The sequence below is a fragment of the Arthrobacter sp. Y3221114 genome (genome assembly GCF_059092625.1).
Genome location: NZ_JBNHHW010000003.1, coordinates 144,274 through 160,875 on the forward strand (window position 1 = coordinate 144,274; position 16,602 = coordinate 160,875).

The 16,602-nt window shown below is 64.2% G+C and carries 22 protein-coding genes; 2 read left to right on the forward strand and 20 right to left on the reverse strand.

What is annotated here, in order from left to right:
* Nucleotides 1-57: 57 nt before the first annotated feature.
* From AC5RV3_RS07645 to AC5RV3_RS07655, 3 genes are all read right to left on the reverse strand, one after another.
* Nucleotides 58-498 (reverse strand): hypothetical protein, encoded by a 441-nt coding sequence (locus AC5RV3_RS07645; RefSeq protein ID WP_494121604.1) that lies wholly within the window; start codon nt 496-498, stop codon nt 58-60.
* 75 nt (nt 499-573) lie between these two features.
* Nucleotides 574-1,023, reverse strand: a complete 450-nt coding sequence (locus AC5RV3_RS07650) for a TadE family protein (protein WP_494121605.1) — start codon at nt 1,021-1,023, stop codon at nt 574-576.
* A 1-nt stretch (nt 1,024) separates the two neighbouring features.
* Nucleotides 1,025-1,237 carry a hypothetical protein gene (locus AC5RV3_RS07655; RefSeq protein ID WP_494121928.1) on the reverse strand — a complete coding sequence of 71 codons (213 nt, stop codon included), beginning with the start codon at nt 1,235-1,237 and terminating at the stop codon, nt 1,025-1,027.
* 219 nt (nt 1,238-1,456) lie between these two features.
* On the opposite strand from AC5RV3_RS07655, the gene AC5RV3_RS07660 reads away from it, so the two are divergent.
* Nucleotides 1,457-1,681 carry a hypothetical protein gene (locus AC5RV3_RS07660; protein ID WP_494121606.1) on the forward strand — a complete coding sequence of 75 codons (225 nt, stop codon included), beginning with the start codon at nt 1,457-1,459 and terminating at the stop codon, nt 1,679-1,681.
* 54 nt (nt 1,682-1,735) lie between these two features.
* On the opposite strand, the gene AC5RV3_RS07665 is transcribed toward AC5RV3_RS07660, so the two are convergent.
* The 16 genes from AC5RV3_RS07665 to AC5RV3_RS07740 all read right to left on the reverse strand — a co-directional run bounded on the left by AC5RV3_RS07665 (nt 1,736) and on the right by AC5RV3_RS07740 (nt 13,536).
* A complete protein-coding gene (locus AC5RV3_RS07665; protein ID WP_494121607.1) occupies nt 1,736-2,344 on the reverse strand; it encodes a hypothetical protein in 609 nt (202 codons plus the stop codon).
* Between the two features lie 139 nt (nt 2,345-2,483).
* Nucleotides 2,484-2,672, reverse strand: coding sequence for a hypothetical protein (locus tag AC5RV3_RS07670; protein WP_494121608.1), 189 nt, complete (start codon nt 2,670-2,672; stop codon nt 2,484-2,486).
* A 71-nt stretch (nt 2,673-2,743) separates the two neighbouring features.
* The gene (locus AC5RV3_RS07675) at nt 2,744-3,301 is read right to left on the reverse strand and encodes a hypothetical protein (protein WP_494121609.1); all 558 of its coding nucleotides are present in this window, start codon (nt 3,299-3,301) and stop codon (nt 2,744-2,746) included.
* 124 nt (nt 3,302-3,425) lie between these two features.
* The gene (locus AC5RV3_RS07680) at nt 3,426-3,662 is read right to left on the reverse strand and encodes a hypothetical protein (protein WP_494121610.1); all 237 of its coding nucleotides are present in this window, start codon (nt 3,660-3,662) and stop codon (nt 3,426-3,428) included.
* 240 nt (nt 3,663-3,902) lie between these two features.
* On the reverse strand, nt 3,903-5,114 hold the full coding sequence (locus AC5RV3_RS07685; protein WP_494121611.1) for a phage major capsid protein: 1,212 nt from the start codon (nt 5,112-5,114) through the stop codon (nt 3,903-3,905).
* Between the two features lie 222 nt (nt 5,115-5,336).
* A complete protein-coding gene (locus AC5RV3_RS07690) occupies nt 5,337-5,606 on the reverse strand; it encodes a hypothetical protein (RefSeq protein WP_494121612.1) in 270 nt (89 codons plus the stop codon).
* On the reverse strand, nt 5,603-5,845 hold the full coding sequence (locus tag AC5RV3_RS07695) for a hypothetical protein (RefSeq protein ID WP_494121613.1): 243 nt from the start codon (nt 5,843-5,845) through the stop codon (nt 5,603-5,605). The genes AC5RV3_RS07690 and AC5RV3_RS07695 overlap by 4 nt, the downstream gene beginning before the upstream one ends.
* 24 nt (nt 5,846-5,869) lie before the next feature.
* Entirely contained in the window at nt 5,870-6,094 is a 225-nt protein-coding gene (locus AC5RV3_RS07700; protein WP_494121614.1) for a hypothetical protein, read from the reverse strand.
* Between the two features lie 272 nt (nt 6,095-6,366).
* Nucleotides 6,367-7,815, reverse strand: a complete 1,449-nt coding sequence (locus AC5RV3_RS07705) for a DUF3631 domain-containing protein (protein ID WP_494121615.1) — start codon at nt 7,813-7,815, stop codon at nt 6,367-6,369.
* Nucleotides 7,812-8,096, reverse strand: coding sequence for a hypothetical protein (locus AC5RV3_RS07710; RefSeq protein WP_494121616.1), 285 nt, complete (start codon nt 8,094-8,096; stop codon nt 7,812-7,814). The genes AC5RV3_RS07705 and AC5RV3_RS07710 overlap by 4 nt, the downstream gene beginning before the upstream one ends.
* 409 nt (nt 8,097-8,505) lie before the next feature.
* Nucleotides 8,506-8,727 carry a hypothetical protein gene (locus tag AC5RV3_RS07715; protein ID WP_494121617.1) on the reverse strand — a complete coding sequence of 74 codons (222 nt, stop codon included), beginning with the start codon at nt 8,725-8,727 and terminating at the stop codon, nt 8,506-8,508.
* Nucleotides 8,728-8,814: 87 nt separating this feature from the next.
* Nucleotides 8,815-9,192 (reverse strand): hypothetical protein, encoded by a 378-nt coding sequence (locus AC5RV3_RS07720; protein WP_494121618.1) that lies wholly within the window; start codon nt 9,190-9,192, stop codon nt 8,815-8,817.
* Nucleotides 9,189-10,571 (reverse strand): recombinase family protein, encoded by a 1,383-nt coding sequence (locus AC5RV3_RS07725; protein WP_494121619.1) that lies wholly within the window; start codon nt 10,569-10,571, stop codon nt 9,189-9,191. Before AC5RV3_RS07725 ends, AC5RV3_RS07720 begins: the two co-directional genes overlap by 4 nt.
* 9 nt (nt 10,572-10,580) lie before the next feature.
* Nucleotides 10,581-11,459: a type II secretion system F family protein gene (locus AC5RV3_RS07730; RefSeq protein ID WP_494121929.1), complete on the reverse strand. Its 879-nt coding sequence runs from the start codon at nt 11,457-11,459 to the stop codon at nt 10,581-10,583.
* Nucleotides 11,456-12,313, reverse strand: coding sequence for a type II secretion system F family protein (locus AC5RV3_RS07735; protein ID WP_494121620.1), 858 nt, complete (start codon nt 12,311-12,313; stop codon nt 11,456-11,458). Before AC5RV3_RS07735 ends, AC5RV3_RS07730 begins: the two co-directional genes overlap by 4 nt.
* Nucleotides 12,310-13,536 (reverse strand): TadA family conjugal transfer-associated ATPase, encoded by a 1,227-nt coding sequence (locus AC5RV3_RS07740; RefSeq protein ID WP_494121621.1) that lies wholly within the window; start codon nt 13,534-13,536, stop codon nt 12,310-12,312. Before AC5RV3_RS07740 ends, AC5RV3_RS07735 begins: the two co-directional genes overlap by 4 nt.
* Nucleotides 13,537-13,745: 209 nt before the next feature.
* On the opposite strand from AC5RV3_RS07740, the gene AC5RV3_RS07745 reads away from it, so the two are divergent.
* On the forward strand, nt 13,746-15,563 hold the full coding sequence (locus AC5RV3_RS07745) for an ABC transporter ATP-binding protein (protein WP_494121622.1): 1,818 nt from the start codon (nt 13,746-13,748) through the stop codon (nt 15,561-15,563).
* Nucleotides 15,564-15,616: 53 nt separating this feature from the next.
* Here the strand turns inward: AC5RV3_RS07745 and AC5RV3_RS07750 are convergent, their stop codons facing one another.
* Entirely contained in the window at nt 15,617-16,600 is a 984-nt protein-coding gene (locus tag AC5RV3_RS07750; protein ID WP_494121623.1) for a glycosyltransferase, read from the reverse strand.
* Nucleotides 16,601-16,602 lie beyond the last annotated feature (2 nt).

A 16,602-nucleotide genomic window follows, 5' to 3' on the forward strand; every position in this document is an offset into this window, starting at 1 on the left:
GGCTTCCTACTCTCCCTGTGCAACGGGCATTCCGGGAGCCTGAAGATCTTCCGGGCATCATCGGTAGCGTTCCACTATTTGGGTCGCCGAGGAGTTCACGGTCGCCATGGTGAGAACCGTGCCATCCAGCAACGGCAGCGGGATCGAAATCGCGACTTCCGTGGTGACCGAAGAGCCTGCTTCCAAACACGCCCCATTGCCGCAGCTAATCCTGATATCCACACGCTCCGGGCCAAACCCAAAGTCCTCGGCGGCCAAGAGCGCCGCATGCTGCGCGGCCGGACCAGCAGCTGCGGCCTCGTCCGACCCCGCATACACTTTCGCCGCTTGGTCCGCGGCATTCACGACGGCGAACGACGCCGCCTGCACCTGCGAGACCGCGATGACGAAATAGACCACTGGAACCAGGAGCAGCGTTCCCAGAAAGACGAATTCAACGACGGCGCTCCCCCGTTCGGGTTCCTCTCCGTGCAGGCAGACCTTAAGTCGCTGTCGCAAGCCTGTCACCGCGCTCCTCCGACAAGTTTCGGAATGAGTCCGGCTGCTGGTGCCGGCACCCGGTGCGGTGCCCGGTCAGCGCGGAAGAGCCGCATGACCGTGGACTTCCAGCGCACTCTGGGGGCCGATCAGTCCGAGCGCAGGCAGCGGAGCCCGGACCGTGACCCGTAACGTGGGGACGCCGGACCGGACGATCTCTTCAACGTGGACGTCTTGGCAGTAAGTGTCGGTCAGCGAAGCTGAGATCAAGTCCACGGTCCTTTCGTGCGCGTCGGCGGCGCTTCGATCGGCCAAGGTCCCATAGCGGGCACCGGAGCCCGCGGCGTCGATGAGCGTGTTGCGCACGTGTAGGACGAGGCTCAGCTGCATGATCGAAACGAATATCAGGGTGAGGACACCGCCGACCAGCACGAAGTCCACGCTCGCGGAGCCTCGGTCGGGACGGTCCCGGCCCCGGTTGGAACCGCCGCCGACGCGGGAAGCGGTGGACGGCCGCACTTGGCGGGCCCTTTCGCTCGATCCCATGTCAGGGCTGGGTCACGCGGCCAATGGCGTCGTTGAACAGTCCTTCCAAAGCCGGTTTGGCCAGGGCCAGGATGCCTGCCACGAGCACGGCCGACATCAGGGTGATCATCACCCACCCCGGTACATCTCCGCGTTCGCCATCATCGGGCCGCGCCGCACGTCGCAGTCGGTCCAGCCCGCCGCTCCACAGCAGCGAAATCGTGACGGTGAACATGAGCGAGAGTTTCATCATCTCGTAGTTCCTCCCCTTTTAGACCCCCATTGAAAAATTTCCCTCGGTGGACTTCACCAGCCGAGGTTGATCAGCGCAATGCCCGGATACACGGCAAACAGCACGGTCAGCGGCAAGACCCCGAATACCAGCGGCACCGCGAAAGCGCAGCATTGGTAGTGCTACATGCAGCTCCGGACCCCAAGAGATAGGTTGTCCATCATGAAAGAGTCAGAAGCCGATACACCGCAGGTGGCACCAGCTCAGAATCTGGCTGAGCTTGCGGAAGCCAACACGTACCAACGCGGAACCGTCCGCGGGGTCTACGTGGAACTGAATCACAACGGCGAGTACGAGTCCGGCGAGGACCTTATGGGGCTGGCTAGCCGGCTGCGCGACCTAGCCGACGAACTGGAGAAGTGGGCGGCACTTCATCTGGACAAGTAGGGCCCCATTCCCAGCCAAACTCAGCCGGCGGATGGGAACAGCGTCAGTAAGGCGCTAGTAGGCCTCCAGCCGCGGGTAGCGCCAAGATGGTTGTTGCTCTGGGTCTGCGGGCCAGCTGACCTCGAACCCCATACCGACGAGCGATTCTATGGCGGCGTGTGGATGATCGGTGACGGCGGCCTTCAGTTGGTACTCGCGCCACATAACTCGTCCGTCTCGGATACTCGTCCGCCATTCCTGACCTGCGTCAACGCCGAACTCCTGAATGACCATCTCGAGTACATCCTCCAGGCACGGCCTAAATCGGTGGCCGCCCACAGGCAGATGCAACTCGCTCGCTCTACCGTCGTCTCCACGTCGGCGTCTTCGCTTCTTAGCTCTCCGCTCCTTGCCGCTGTCCGCTAGGGCCCTGCGAAAGCCTTCGCTGTCGGTATGGACGTTAATGTGTGCCACGGGTATCGAGCCGGATGACTTCCTCACGTAATCGAAATGAAGGAGAGGCTCTGTCACGTCCTTGTGAAACAGTCGGAAGCTGGAGGCCTCGACAGCCAAGAAATCCTTTGATTCGCTGAGCTCGCAGTGATAGTGGAGTTTTAGTCGAAAGACGTCTTGGCCGTCGACACGAAGAGCCAGCCCTGCTGGATCAACGGTTGAGACCGTCACCCGTTTACCTCGTGCCACTGAGTGGATTACGGGCCGGTCATCATCGAAGACCTGCTGCAAAATGTAGTTAGCTTGAGAAGCAAAGACCCGGGCTTTTTCACTCAGATTTTCCTTCTCTTGCGCCAGACGATCTGCAGGGCTAGTCATCTGCCAGAAGGAATTCGAGGTTCTCAATCTCCTCAAGAATATCCCGCTGCTCTACCGTTAGATCATACGTGGCAGCCCGTCCCCTAAGCTCCTCGAGAGACAGCTTGCTGCTCGAAATTAATTCAGCCCGTTCGCGCAACAGTTCACTTTTTGTTTTAAAGGCGACGCTGACTGGAGTCATAGTTCTCGTCCTCTGGGTGGTGGTTAGCCATCACTCTAGTATGGGGGACCCACAAAAGTTAGCTCTAGAGCTTAGTCCGCGTGTACGGACGTGCCCGAGCTGCCTGAAAATACTTCAGCAATGAGCAGGTCATCACGCATGGCGTCGGTCAGCCGCTGGTGCTTGAGCATGACTTTAGCCAAATGATCCTGAGCCGCCGCGTAACCCAACTCCTTCGCCGTTGCGTGGATCTGGTCAACGTCGTCGGCCAAGTTCCCCTGCTGCAGAGATTCCGAGAGGCTGTTGACTACTTCGTTGGGGATTAGCTCTAGGTCTGCCTTCATACGCTTCGTTAGGTTATACAACTCTGTTGCTTGGCGCGCTACCTTCTCGCTCGCTACCATCATCAGCTGCATCCATGCCTCGTTACGTGCCTGGTCATAAGCGATCTGCTCGTCCTCGTCCCCATTCAGTAGCGTATGAAACGTACTGGTTGAGATTGGGTTCAGCGCGGTGAGGAAATTGCGGTAAGCCATTATTTTCTCGTTCCTCAGCCACTGTCGATGCTCGTTCTTTTTCGTCAGTAGAGAGCCGAGGGCAGTGCCGCCAAGAGCTGCACTTAGGGCTATGAGAGCAATCAGTATCTCCATGCCTCAAGGCTACGATGCAGGGACCTAGCCGAATTCTACTCACTCCCGGCGACGCGCCGGTCCTATCCATGGACGGCCCGGTCACCCTGTCCTGCGACCCGGGCCGCCCCCCTTTATTGGAGATTCAGCGGGAGCGCTTGGCGTCAGCCAGCGCTTGGCGGGCGATGTCCCGCAGCTCTGAGTCGGTTGGTTCATAGGCTCCGCTCCGCCGGATTTCACGTCGAAGTTTTGCGGTCACGCTGCTAATGGTGTCTCCGTCCTCGACGCTGACTGAGAGCCCGTCGAGCTTTGAGATTCCCTTGCTGAGCTTATTCAACTCCCGACTTAAGTCGCCGAGCCCGGACATCGAGAAACCAGCCATGGTGTTACCTCCGTAGGGTGCGAAATTCTCTTACAGAAGGCAATGTAACCTTGGCCACTGACAATTTCGGGAACCATCCCACGAACCGCCAGGGAGGGTGTGGTCCCCGCCCGCCCCAAAACCGGGGAGCAAATCGGGCGGGGACCGGGTCAGACTCACATGGCCCGAGCACTGAACCATGCGAGCCCTTGGGAGGCTGGCGGGGCGGGGCTGGCGACCAAAGCCGCCCCAGCCTGTCTCTTATGCCGTCAGGTTCACCGTGACGAACGCCTTGGGCCGGGTAATCGCGAGGCCGCCGACGCGGAGTTCGGCCCGGATGGCGCACTCGTTGAATTCCCACAAGCTGCCGTCGATTTCGCCGGCTTCGTTGTAGTGCGGTGTCCCGTCCATCACGGTTAGCCGTACGCCGTCGCCTTGCCGCATGACCACAGCTGCTTGGTTCCAGTCGGCCAAGATCGCCTGGCCGGCCTGCACTTCGGCGTCCTGGACCACGGGCAGGTTGCCCAGGATGTCCCGCAAGGACTGGAACCGTCCTTGGGCGTCTGCGAACAAGTCCAGCTGCTCGGCATCGGTCGGGTTGACCAGCCAGGCGTTCGGGCGTTCGTCAACGTTAGCGAGCGTGGTCCGTGCCTTTCGCAGCGTCGCTGGCAGCGAGCCGGCCCATGATGTTTGCAGGATGCCGCTGGTTCCCAGCACGCCGGCGAGGTGGGTGTCCCCTCCGGTCCCGTTGATGATTTCCCGCCCCATGGTCCGGTACAGGTCGCGGCTCATGGTGACGCGCAGATACTCGGCCAAGGCTCCGTAATCTTCCAAGAAACGCGCTGGGATCGGCTCCCCAGTGTGCGCAATGAACTTCAGGTGGTCGTGTACTTCCTTGAGCTCGTACTCCGAGACCGGTTTCTTCACACCGTCCGGGACCACGGCCGAGTTGTTTACCCTCGTAACCTCGCGTAGGTAGCTGAAGGTGTGGGTGTTCGTGAACGTTTTTTCGTCGAAGCGGACTAAGCCCAGCACGCCGAGAGACGGGTCCGGGCCTATGACTTCCTGTTGGGTGCCGGTCACAAAGGGCGTCCCGGTGGTGAAGCTGCCCTGGGCTTGTTCGGACTTCGCGCCGGCCCGGCCCCACATGCCGGAATGGGCGGCGGTCATGGCTTTTGCGGCGGCTTCGGCGAAGGCCTTTGCCGCGGCGGTCATGCCCTCGGCGGTGAGCTTTCCGCCGTTGCCGCCGCTGCCGCCGGCTTCTTCAGCCTTCAGGAGGGCGTCTACCTCGTCGATCAGCTGCTTGGATCTGGCTGCCTTGGCGAGGTTTTCGCGGATGGTCTTGGCGCGGGCGAGGTCGGTTTCGACGCTGTGCCTTTCAGTTGCGGTGAAGTCCCTATTTTCTGCCTGGGCCTTTTCGGCAGTAGCACGGGCACGCTTGATGCATTCTTGAAGTTCAGTTTTCGGGTCCATTGTTCTGGTTCCTTCGAAATGGGTGCCGCAAAGTAGGCGCACTGGGGGCGCGGCGGCATCATTGAGGGTGGGATCCGACCCGGTGATTACTTGGCGGGACGGGTCGCGCTTGCGGGGCGCTCCAGCCGGCCAGCTACGGGCGGGAAAGTATCTGGCGGGGGTGCATCAGCGCCACGCGGGACGCCGGAACCCTGGCCGAGGGACCTTCTACCCCTAATTTTATCAGTGGCGGGCGACAAGCTGGTGATGTGCGGGATTTACGCAACGCGTGTTTTCACACCTTCGGACAAGCTTCATGGCGCGCGGTAGTGGTTCGCCCTTTACCGCGCGCCAGGACCATGCGGCCGCCGAACGCCGCGTTGTGGCGAGCCGGAACACAGGCTGATCGTTGTCGTAGGCGCCAAGCCAGTTCCAGCAGCGCGTTGCGGGGTCGCGTTCAATGTTTGGCTCCAGCCGGTTGGCCAGCTCGGTGGCGTCCAGGTGCCGGCTCATGGCAGGCCCCATTCGCCTTCTGCGAGCGCGTCCAGGAACGCGTCTGAGCCCACGCGTTGTGCTGCCTTACTGTCGAGGCCGTCGATGATCACGAGCAGGGCCAGGATCAAACGTTGGCGCTCGGCCGCGTCGAAGGGCGAAAGGTAGGCGCTGGCGTCCTCTGTGCGGCCTGCCTTCCAGAGGCGGACCAGGCCCACTGCGTCGCGTAGGTCGGTCTGTCGGAAGTCGTTGCTGTCCATTTCGAGTTCTCCTTCAGATGGGGGTTACCGGGATGTGGTGGCTTTGTGCATGTCGCAGCGGGGACCTCCGCCGCGGCCGCGCTTGGTTGCCGTGCTGGGCGCGTTGCAGATGCGGCACTGGCTTGGACGGCGGCGGGCCTTCCGCGCCGCTTCCTTGTGCTGCCGGCTGCAGTATTCCTGCCAGGGCTGGACTGTCTCGCCGCAGTAGCCGCAGGGGCCGCCGGTCGCGCTGATGGGCCATGTCGCCATGGTGGTTCTCCCTTCGAAATTTGGACCCCCAAGGGGCCTACTGGGTTTCGCGCCCGCGCACGTGTTTCCACCGTCGCCGTGGCAGGGGGACCCCACCCCCGGGATTTTGACTCCCCTCCCCCGGATGATTCGGCAGGGTGGGCGATGGTCCAACGCGGAGCACGCCGCCGACATCGTTCTTGACCGCGACTGGCTGACACTTGGTGCATTTGCTTGGAGCTGTATAGCGGTCCATTGCTTGGATTCCTTTGTGCGGCGCAGTCATCGGACGCTCACCGCGACCCGCCGTCGCAGGTGAAGCAGCCCGGCAGTGTCTTGACTGGATGCAGCGGGCAGGAGCCTCTGGAACCGTGGTTACCTTTGTTACCCCCGTCAGGATGGACGGAGGCGACTGACGCGAGTGGCTCGTTATTGAGATTCTCGTCCTGCTTATTGAGAATGGTGGGGGGTTGGTGTGACGGCTCCTGCGGTGGTCGGTGTTCACCGGCTGACCGAGCGTCGTATGCGGAGTCGGTAACAGGAGTAACAGGTGTGAGTTCCGCGTGATTGGTTTGCGGAGACGCGTGGGTGTCGTCTGTAACAGGGGTAACGGATGGGGGTAGGTACCGCTCCCACGCATCCGAGAGGTGGGACCGGAGGTACCCTTTGGCAGTGCCGTAGCCGACCCGGATGGTGTTGCCTGTTGGGATCTCGTACTTGCCGAGCACGCTCGCGAGGAACCGCGCATCAATGGGATTGCCCTTGATGTTGTTCCAGGGAGAGTCGTCCAGGGCGTGAAGCTCGTGGAGCAAATCGCTGGTGCTGATCCGCTCTATCTGTAGGGTGTCGAATACTTGGCGGATGTCGGCAAGGAGCTTGATGCCGAGGGTTGCCGGCCGTTCCTTGGACTGGTCGACGAGCGATCTTGCGGCGTCTCGCGCTGTTTGCGGCCAGTGCCCCCCGGCCGCGTCGGCCACTGCGAGCAGGGGTTCCCATATGTCGGCGTCGCGGTCTTCGATCCCCTCCGGCAAGGTTGGCCACGCGCCACTGACCTCGTCATAAACGGCTTCAGCGAAGCCTTCGAGACGCAGGCGGAGCAGGTCTGCTTCTGGACCGTTGACGCGTCTCCGCCATGGTTCGACGCGCTGTCCGTGGTGGCGGCGTTTCATGCGAATGATGATGGATCGGGTCATCAGGGTGTCGGGAAGGTTATTCAGGCCTGCGAGCGCGACGGGGCAGAAGCTGGGCCATTCTTCTGTGATGACTTCCCGGCCTCGAACGGCGGCGCGTCCTGCGGTGGCGCCGCTGCGATATCCGGAGTTGAGCAGGCCGCGGAGGTCTTCGTTGGCGTCTGCCTTTTTGGCGTTGAAGATGGCGTCGACTTCGTCCATGAGGAGGGTCGGGAGGCCTTCCGGGTCGCTGATCTTGCGGAAGATATAGGCGGGTGTCGCGTTGACGGATAGGACCGGGCGGGGCACTAGCGGCTCGGTGACTTCCAATGCTCGAGTCTTTCCGCTGCCGGGTTCGGGTGACAGCAGTGCCAGACGGGGTGTTGTTTCGAAGGCTGTGGCCAGGTGCGCATGGACGATCCACAGTGTGTGCGCTGTGGCCGCTTCGTCGGAGGGGTATGCGATAAAGCGCTTTAGGAACGTTTTTATCGTGTCGAGCAAAGCGGCGTAGTCGGGTTTCCGCCCCTGCGCCTCAGCCCACTCTTCGTCGGTTAGAGGTTCGAAGGCTGTCATGTCCGGCCTCCACTTAGTTCAGCCCGTGCGACGGCGACGTCAATGAACTCGGCTGCGGAGCGAGCGAGACGTCGGTTGTCTATCTCTGCCAGTTCGAGCGCGTAGAAGCGTCGTGCGGCGAGTTCTGCCGCCTGCTCGTTGGAGAGCTGCTGTTCCTGCCTGCCCTGTTCGCGGCCATGGATGAGGCCCCAGAGGTAGCCGTCGAGCCAGATGTCATTGGCTGCCGAGTCGCTTTCTTTGCGGGCGTGGATTTCGTCTGCCGTCATGGGTCCGCTGGTCATGCCGCCGCCCCTTCCAACTCCCAGCAGGTTGGGCATAAGCCGCCAAACACGAGAGCGTCCGGAGTGGGCAGCATGAGCACTTGCAGCTGCCCGGGGCGGATTCGCCGGCATCGGTCGCAGGTGTGGTCGGCCGTGCCGGTGAGCCGGTGGGTGCCTTCGGAGCAGACGGTGCAGGCGATTAGGCCGGGACGCCAGAGGGCGGCGTAACCGGGGACGCCTTCGGGCAGGTGACGGCAGCGGCGGGCATGGTGCAGCGCGGTCCGGGTTGCGGAGCGGAGCCACGCCGATGGTTCGTGGTTCCGGTGCATGCGGGTTCCGGGCGGTAGAACGCCTTTGAGCCATTCACTGCCTGGCCGTCGGTTTTTAGGTCCCCCTAGCCTGGGGCGGTTGCTCTTTTCGTGGTCGCGGTTCATGCGGCGTCACCGCCGGCAGTGCGGGCCGCATGGATGATCGCGCCGATGCGGTCTAGTTGTTCGCACGTGAGCTGGGGCCACGAGTCGATCGTGGAGCGCACATGGTCCTCGAGCCGGGCGGCCTTAAGGCGGCGGCGGGCTTCCAGTAATTCCGGGTCGTCGGCTAAGCGGCTGCGCGACAGGGCAGCGATTTTAGCTCTCTCAACGGTCCAAGACATTCTTGTCTCCAGGGCAGAATAATTCTGCCCCCGATGAGAGGCTGGGTTGCCGAGATTCTTGGCGCGTTCCCGGCTTGCGCAGCTTGTTTAGCTGTTTTCCACCATAGCAGCTAGGGCGGTTAGTGGGATTGAGAAAACGCCATGTTCCAACAGCTTGTCCAGCTTCGCGACTAGGTTCTCGGGGCGCGCCTGGACGTGCAGGCCGCACAACGGGCAGCGGAAGGTCCAGCGCTTCCGCATGTCCACGCCGCTCCGGACTGCATTGCCTACATGGCCCACACGCTGCAAGGGTTGCTCCTCGGCCAGGACATCGGTAACGCGGTTAGCTGCCCCGCGTTCCGGCCGATTCGGCGTGGAGGGCACCAGCGCAGCCCACTGTCTGTTCCGGTTTCGGTTCAGAGTGGCTATTTTCGCCTGTTTTCCCTCGTGGGACGGGGCGGTGCAGTAGACAAGGATGCCGGTCATGCCGCGACTTCCTTAGGGGTTATCTGTACTTGGTCGGGGCTGAATCGTACGCCCTTGCCTGCCGGGAGTATCGTCACGGCGGCGAGGGCACGGATGATGCGGCGCTTGTCTGCCAGCGGCAGGGCCAGCCATGCCGCGTCTACATCGTCCGAGGCGATGACGGCGGCGGCGGGGTTAAGGGCGTCGACGGCGGCCAATTGCTTCTCCGTCTCAGCCAGTTCGGTGCTGAGCTTCCCGGCCTGTTCCCGAACCGCCGCCGGTGACAGCAAGCCGTCCGCGAGCAGGGCGGCGAGCGCGTCTCGCCGGTCGCGCAGGGCTGTCGCACGGACCTGTAGCGCGGCGGCTTCTTTACCTGAGCCGAAGCGGGAGGCGGCGTCGGGGCGGGCCAGGATGCCGGTGATAATCGCTTCCGCCACTTCGTCCACCTTGTCGAGGCGGCGGGTCATGCAGTAGCCACCGAAGCACCGGTACATCATCCAGGCATGGCCGTTTTTCTTTGCTGGTGAAGCGAACATCTTTTTCCCGCATTTACCGCAGGTGGCGATACCGGACAGCAGGTATTTGGCGTTGAGGTCATCTGGGGCCGTCCGTCGTCTGGGATCATTCAGTTTCAATTCGAGCGCGGCGTGGGTTTCAGAGTCGAGGATGGGTTCCCACGTTCCTGCTCCGAGGTCTTCTCCGTTGTATAGGCGCCTGCCGGCCGTGCGGGGGTTCAGGAGCGCCCGGCGGAGGCTGGTGACGTTCCACGGCTTGCCGACGGTTGATTGCAGGCCTGCGTCGTTCCACTCCCTTACAACGGCACTGAGTGTTTCACCCTTCAGAATTCGCCTTGCCGCGTCGCGAAGTGCATTAGCTTCGGCTGGGTCTACAGTGACGGTGGCTCCTTCACGGCGATAGCCGAACGGGCGGCGCACCCAATGGGCGTGGCCGGCCGAGGCGCGCTGACGGTTAGCTGCCTTTTGCCGGGCCCCTTTGTGTTGTACTTCCATCGCGGCGATTGCTGTGAGGATGGTCGCCACAGCGACGCCCGTTGGGTCCCCAAGGTCGAGGCTCACTCCGTGGACGGACGCGATATTCACGCCGCGGTACTTTCCTGCCTCGATGACTCGGGTCAAATCCCGTATAGATCGGGTGAGCCGGTCGAGGTGCCAAACGACGACAGCGTCGATGCGCCCGGATTCCATGTCAGCGAGCAGCTGTTCGAAGGCTGGACGTGCCTTGCCGCTGGTGGCCGATTTGTCGTTGTCGACGTAGAGAGTAACGTTTTCCCAGCCTTTGGCTTCAGCGAGTTTACGGCCAGCGGATTCTTGGCGGGCAACAGCTGCGGCGTTCCCGGACTTGTCTTGGGATTGCCGCACGTACAGGGCAACAGCGCTCATGTAGGAATACTAGTACTTGACGAGCGGCACCATCATGCCGATTTCCTTCTTTCCGGCCGACTCCATCAGATTCCGCTTCGCCATGTCACGCACGTCCTGGGCCTGCGCCCGCAGGACGTCCGCCAGCGGAGTTCCGCGCTCCACGGCAACGGTGATCCCGTCGACGAAGCGCACCAGCGCCGGCAAGCGGGTCCGGTGTGAAAACTCCTGCAGTGCCGTCAACATCGGAGTACCGGATCGCGTTTGCGCGAGCACCACCGCAAATTCGCCGGCGAGTTCGCCCTGGGCGCTGCGGCAGATCCTCTCTAATGCCCCCGTGGCGCTCTCTCCAGCGCTGACCGCAAGTGCCATCAACTCCGCCAAGCTGGGAAATTCCGCCAGCATCTTCTCCTCACGGCGTTGGATTTGGACGCTCAGAAGGTAATCCCGGAGCATGAACCCGCTCACTGCCAGGCCCAGGGTGAGAATTACCGCAAGTACCGGATCCAGCGAATCTCCTGCCGCCGAGGTGATCGTCCACGCAATACCGATGACGAAACCCGCCGCCGCCCACAGCAATTGTTCGGCGCGAAAATCGTCGGTGCCCTGCCGGCGTCCCGCCTGCAGCAACCGCTTCGACAATAAAGTGGAACCGAAATTGAACTTCCCGAGCCAGGTGACCGAGTCACGGAGCACAGGGCGGAAAATACGTTCCAAGGGGCCAAACGGCGTGACGTTTCCCGATCCACCGTCCAGCAGCCGCGACTTCATCTCGATCGACTTCAATTGCGGGGCGATCCGGTCCGCGAAGCGGCTGCGGCGGAAGAACGGCAACCGGACGACCGTCAGCCAGAGGCCCACTCCCAACGTGAGGCCCAATAAGGCTGCCGTTGCAGCTGTGTGGTTCACCGGAGCACTCGCTCCTCTTCGGGGAGCGATCCGATGCGCAGCATCAGTCGGTAGCACACGATTGACACCACCAGCCCGCCCAGCAGGACGGCCGCCCCGACGGTCGTGTTGTAGGCAGCCACAGCTTCCGGCCGGGTTGCCAGCAGCATCAAGATGATCCAAGGGGCGGCAACGGCGAGCCTGGCGGCGTTGACAGTCCATGATTGGCGGGCCTCAAGTTCACTGCGGGTTCGCGCGCTATCGCGGAGAAAATCCGCCAGGGTCCCGAGCAACCTGCCTAAATCGGTACCGCCGACCTCGCGCGTCATGCGCAGCGCCTCCACGATCCGGTCGGCCACCGGATCGGACAGCCTTGCCTTCAGCCGTTCCAGTGCGTCGTCGAAATTCCCGCCCGCGCGGTAGTCGGAGGCGAATTGGCTGAAGGCCGTCCGCAGCTCCACCGGACCTCGCGTTCCCAACTGCACCAGCGCCTCGGGGAGGGAGAGTCCCGCCCGGATGGCCGACCGGAGGTGGTCGACGGCGTCCGGCCAGATTTCGCGCAGTACGGCGGCGCGTCGGCGAGCCCTCCAACCCACCAGAGCGAATGGGAGCCATCCCCCAAACAGGCCGAAACAGGCTGCGATGGGACCGGATGCTGTGAGCGCAAACACAACCAGGAAAGTTGCAGCTGCCATTGCCACGCAGCTGGCCAGAAGCGCACTCGACGATACTTTCTCGATGCCTGCCTGGCTGATCATTTGCTGGAGCCGGCCCGGCCGCTTTCGCCGTACCTGCTGGGTGGGCGGTTTTTCCCAGCAGGACCACCAAATCAAAAAGAGCCCCACGCCGCCAAGGAGTCCAGCCGCCGTCGTCATGGCACCGGTTCCAGCAACTGCATGACTTCATATCCTGCGCGGGCGAACTTCTCCCCAGCGGGGCTGGCAGAAGGACTCACCTCAAGTTGGCCGCCCTGGCGGCTGAACAAGGTGGACGTTTCGATGATCCCGTTCTCCACCCGCCGGCCCAGCGAAACGATTTCCGCGACCTGTCTCCTGCCGTCTGGCCGGCGGACGCAATGGACGACGAGGTCAATGCAAGATGCCACCGTCGGGACCACGAAGGCGGACGAGATGTTTTGCCCAGCCAGCAGCGGCAGGGTGCAAATTTTAGTGATGGCGTCGTGGGCGCTGTTGGCGTGGACCGTACACATCCCAGGCAGCCCGCTGTTAAGGGCCACGAGCATGTCAAGGCTTTCGGCTTCCCGGACCTCACCGACAATCAGCCGGTCGGGCCTCATGCGCAGTGCCTCCTTGACCAGCCGCCGCAGCGGTATGGCGCCCTCCCCTTCAAGATTCGGTTGCCGGCACTGGAGCCCTACGACGTCGCGCAGGGGCAGTTGCAGTTCGAAGATCTCCTCAACCGTGACCACGCGCTCCCGGCTGCCGATAGCGGCTGCCAGGCAGTTGAGCATGGTGGTCTTGCCCGCCTGCGTTGCTCCTGACACGAGGATGTTCAGTCCGCTGCTGACCGCCGCTCCCAGGAACCGGGATGCCTCCGGCGTCAGCGAGCCCAGTTCGACCAGATGCTCCAACCGCGAAGCACGGGCGATGAACTTCCTGATGTTGACCGCCCAGTGCTGGCGGGTGATGTCCGGAATGACGACATGCAGCCTCGATCCGTCCGGGAGTGCCGCATCCACGAAGGGCGACGACAAGTCCAGCCGACGTCCCGACGACTTCAACATCCGCTCCACCAGATCCGCAACCTGTTGCTGCGTGAGCGAGACGGAGGTCAGCTCGGATTCACCGCCTCGGGCTACATAGACCTCGGACGGGGAGTTGATCCAGATCTCTTCGATGGAGCGGTCGTCCAGCAGCGGTTGCAAGGGGCCGAATCCGGCAACGGCGTCGAAAATGTACCTGCGTGCATGGTCCAGTTGGCCGATCGGCGGAAGAGACCCCAGCAAGGACCGTTCGTCATAGTCGGTCACCGCGGCTTCGACCAGCCGTCGGACCTCCGGACCTTGGCGGACAGGGTCCAAGCCTCGTTGGCGGATCAGCTCACGGACCTCCCCCTCGACGATCCGGATGCCCTCCATCCCTTCTCCCCCCTCAGAGTTCGGGCGCATCCCCCCGCCGCGCGAAACTGAGACCGGCGGGCGGGCGTTTCCACCGACCCTAGCGACCGGTCTTCAGACCGGCCAGCCCTTCCACACGGATTGTGGAAAAGCTGTCACATTTTCTATCCGCCACTGGCCAGTAGCCGTCGCGGGTGATAAGGGCGCTATGGAATAGGCTGAGGGGCAGTATGAAAAGCATCCTCGACGTTCTTGTGCCGCTGCTGCGTACCCTGCCCGATGGCAGCCGCCGTTTCCTGACCGGCTATGGCGCGGCATCGGCGGCGCTGGCCCTGCTGGACGTCGTCGCCCTGGGGTTGATCGCCGCGCTCCTGCCAGCCCTCGTGGGCAGCTCCGACGCCGAGCTGCCCATCGTAGGCAACGTCGCCGAAAACGGGCTGGCCCTGCCGCTGCTGGCGTTCATCTGCCTGCTGATCGTGCTCAAGGGGGTGCTGGCCGTCCTGCTGCTGCGCTTCGCCACCAAGCGCTTCGCCCGGCACGAAGTGGCCATCGGCGACCGCCTCTTCGCCGCCTACCTCGCCTCCCCGTGGGAGAAGCGGCTCGGCCGCAACTCGGCCGAGATCGTCCGCTCCGTGGACGTGGGCGTGGGGATCACCGTCTCGGGAGTCCTGATGCCGGCGATGAGCCTGTTCGGCGAGCTGGGCACCCTGGTGGCGGTCGTCGTCGTGCTGTTCGTGGCCCAGCCGCTGATCGCGGTGGTGACGATGATCTACCTGGGCCTGGTGGCGCTGCTGCTGGCCAAGGTGATCTCCCCGCGCGCCGTGGCCATCGGCCGGGAAAACCGGGAATGGTCCAACCGCACCGCCAAGACCCTGTACGAGGCGCTGGGCGCCCTCAAGGAAATCACCCTGGCCGGCCGCGGGCCCGAGGTGCAGGAACAGGTGCACGGCACCCGCACCAAGTCTTCGATAGCGCGCGCCGGCGCCATCCAGATCTCGCAGATCCCGCGCTACGTGCTGGAGACCGCCCTGGTCCTGGGTTTCGCGCTGCTGGGCGGCGTGGGCTACCTGACCGGCGGACCGGCCGGGGCGGTCAGCGCCGTCGGCCTGTTCGCCGTCGCGGGGTTCCGCCTGATCCCCTCGCTGACGCGCATGCAGGCCGTGCAGTCTTCGGTGAACACCAGCGCCTCCTTCGCCCGGCAGATCGTCGAGGACATCCACGCGGGCGAGGCCGAAATGTCGCGGCGGCGCGACGAGCGCCCGCAGCACGAGCTGCCGGACAACGCCGCCGATATCGAGCTGCAGGAGGTCGCTTTCAGCTACCCGGATACCGCGGCGCCGGCCCTCCACGACGTGAATATCCGGATTCCGGCCGGCAGCCACGTGGCCTTCGTCGGTGCGTCCGGCGCCGGCAAGTCGACGATGGTGGACCTGCTCCTGGGCCTGCTCGAGCCGAGCCGCGGGCGCATTCTGGTGGGCGGCGAACCGATGGAGTTCGTGCTGGATTCCTGGCGGCGCCGCATCGGCTACGTGCCGCAGGAGGTCTCGCTCTTCGACGCCTCGATCGCGCAGAACGTTGCCCTGGCCTGGGACCAGGCCCGCGTGGACCGCGAGCGCGTGACCGTTGCGCTGCGGCGCGCGCAGCTGCTGGACACGGTGATGGGGCGCGACGGCGGCCTGGACGCCTTGGTGGGTGAGCGCGGCATGGCGCTCTCCGGCGGGCAGCGGCAGCGGCTCGGCATCGCCCGCGCCCTGTATGACAACCCCCGGGTGCTCGTCATGGACGAGGCCACCTCGGCGCTCGACACCGCCACCGAGGCGGCGGTGACGACGGCGATCCGGCAACTGCACGGCGACGTCACCGTCATTACCGTGGCGCACCGCCTGGCAACCATCCGGGACGCCGACATCGTGTTCTTCATGCGCGGCGGAACGGTGGCCGCCGCCGGAACCTTCAACGAGGTGGTGGCCACCGTGCCGGACTTCGCGGAGCAGGCTGCCCTCGCAGGCCTCGGCAAGACCGGGAGGCCGGTGGAAGAACACCGCTGAGCCCGCGTCCGCCGCCGGCAGCTCCAGGCTGTCGGCAGGAATAACCGGCCGGCTTATCCGGCTGCCGGCTCGGCGTAGATCCCCGCCAGCCGGTCCACCAGGCGAGCCGGGTCGTGGTGTTCCCCGAGCCAGGCGCGGCCGCCCAGGGCCGCGGAGGTGCGGGACGGGTTCTCCAGCGCCGCCGCGGCGGCAGCCGCGAGCGCGTCGGCCGACTCCCCCTGCAGCACGGGAGGCGACCGGTAGTACCCCTCCCCCAACTGCATCACCACGGGAACCCCGATGCCGATGGCCTGCAGTTCGCTCATGGACAGGATGCCGGCCGCCTGGCCGATCACCACATGTGCAGAGGCGAGCCAGCGCAGGTACGCGGGCTTGGGCATCTTTTGCACCATCACGACGCCTAGCTCCGCGGCACGGGCTGCGCCGCCGCCCCAATCCAGCCCCTGCAGCTCCACCTCCGTGCCGGCGGCAACCTGCAGTGCACGCACCAGCTCCAGCTGCCGCTGGCCGCCCTTGGAGTCATCCCAGCGGGAGGCGAAAACAATCCGCGGCCTGGCGGCGGGCCGCCACTCGGGCAGTTCCTCCAGGTCCATCGGGTTCGGCAAGTACACGGCGTCGGCGCGGGCCGTTTCCGCGTGTTCGCGCAGGTCAGGGGTGGAGTACAGCACCTTCACGGCGTGGTCGGCGCCCCACTGCAGCGCGGGCCGGCGGACGGGATCGTAGTATTGGGTGCGGATATCTGTGCCGTGGAAATGCAGCACGAAGGGCTTGACCGGTCGGGACCGAACGACGCCGATCCGCGACCCGGAGTGCACATGCAGCAGGTCCGAGCGCAGGATGGCGGCCGCCCGCCGTACCTGCCACGCGGCGCCGGCGGCGAGCTTCGCGGCCCGGCGGACGGCCGACGACGGCGCGCCTTCCGGTGGGATGACATTAAAGTGCCGCCACGGGCGCCCCGCCCGCTGGCCGTATTTGACCAGTGCGGCGCCGACGTCGGCGGCGTCGTAGATGTGCAGGACGCGTGGTTCTGCTGCCACCG

What these genes read in the sequence shown, in the direction of transcription:
- AC5RV3_RS07650 (WP_494121605.1), bottom strand. Translation starts at nt 1,023, where the DNA reads ATGGGATCGAGCGAAAGGGCCCGCCAAGTGCGGCCGTCCACCGCTTCC.
- AC5RV3_RS07655 (WP_494121928.1), bottom strand. Translation starts at nt 1,237, where the DNA reads ATGTTCACCGTCACGATTTCGCTGCTGTGGAGCGGCGGGCTGGACCGA.
- AC5RV3_RS07660 (WP_494121606.1), top strand. Translation starts at nt 1,457, where the DNA reads ATGAAAGAGTCAGAAGCCGATACACCGCAGGTGGCACCAGCTCAGAAT.
- AC5RV3_RS07670 (WP_494121608.1), bottom strand. Translation starts at nt 2,672, where the DNA reads ATGACTCCAGTCAGCGTCGCCTTTAAAACAAAAAGTGAACTGTTGCGC.
- AC5RV3_RS07675 (WP_494121609.1), bottom strand. Translation starts at nt 3,301, where the DNA reads ATGGAGATACTGATTGCTCTCATAGCCCTAAGTGCAGCTCTTGGCGGC.
- AC5RV3_RS07680 (WP_494121610.1), bottom strand. Translation starts at nt 3,662, where the DNA reads ATGGCTGGTTTCTCGATGTCCGGGCTCGGCGACTTAAGTCGGGAGTTG.
- AC5RV3_RS07685 (WP_494121611.1), bottom strand. Translation starts at nt 5,114, where the DNA reads ATGGACCCGAAAACTGAACTTCAAGAATGCATCAAGCGTGCCCGTGCT.
- AC5RV3_RS07690 (WP_494121612.1), bottom strand. Translation starts at nt 5,606, where the DNA reads ATGAGCCGGCACCTGGACGCCACCGAGCTGGCCAACCGGCTGGAGCCA.
- AC5RV3_RS07695 (WP_494121613.1), bottom strand. Translation starts at nt 5,845, where the DNA reads ATGGACAGCAACGACTTCCGACAGACCGACCTACGCGACGCAGTGGGC.
- AC5RV3_RS07700 (WP_494121614.1), bottom strand. Translation starts at nt 6,094, where the DNA reads ATGGCGACATGGCCCATCAGCGCGACCGGCGGCCCCTGCGGCTACTGC.
- AC5RV3_RS07705 (WP_494121615.1), bottom strand. Translation starts at nt 7,815, where the DNA reads ATGACAGCCTTCGAACCTCTAACCGACGAAGAGTGGGCTGAGGCGCAG.
- AC5RV3_RS07710 (WP_494121616.1), bottom strand. Translation starts at nt 8,096, where the DNA reads ATGACCAGCGGACCCATGACGGCAGACGAAATCCACGCCCGCAAAGAA.
- AC5RV3_RS07715 (WP_494121617.1), bottom strand. Translation starts at nt 8,727, where the DNA reads ATGTCTTGGACCGTTGAGAGAGCTAAAATCGCTGCCCTGTCGCGCAGC.
- AC5RV3_RS07720 (WP_494121618.1), bottom strand. Translation starts at nt 9,192, where the DNA reads ATGACCGGCATCCTTGTCTACTGCACCGCCCCGTCCCACGAGGGAAAA.
- AC5RV3_RS07725 (WP_494121619.1), bottom strand. Translation starts at nt 10,571, where the DNA reads ATGAGCGCTGTTGCCCTGTACGTGCGGCAATCCCAAGACAAGTCCGGG.
- AC5RV3_RS07735 (WP_494121620.1), bottom strand. Translation starts at nt 12,313, where the DNA reads ATGACGACGGCGGCTGGACTCCTTGGCGGCGTGGGGCTCTTTTTGATT.
- AC5RV3_RS07740 (WP_494121621.1), bottom strand. Translation starts at nt 13,536, where the DNA reads ATGGAGGGCATCCGGATCGTCGAGGGGGAGGTCCGTGAGCTGATCCGC.
- AC5RV3_RS07745 (WP_494121622.1), top strand. Translation starts at nt 13,746, where the DNA reads ATGAAAAGCATCCTCGACGTTCTTGTGCCGCTGCTGCGTACCCTGCCC.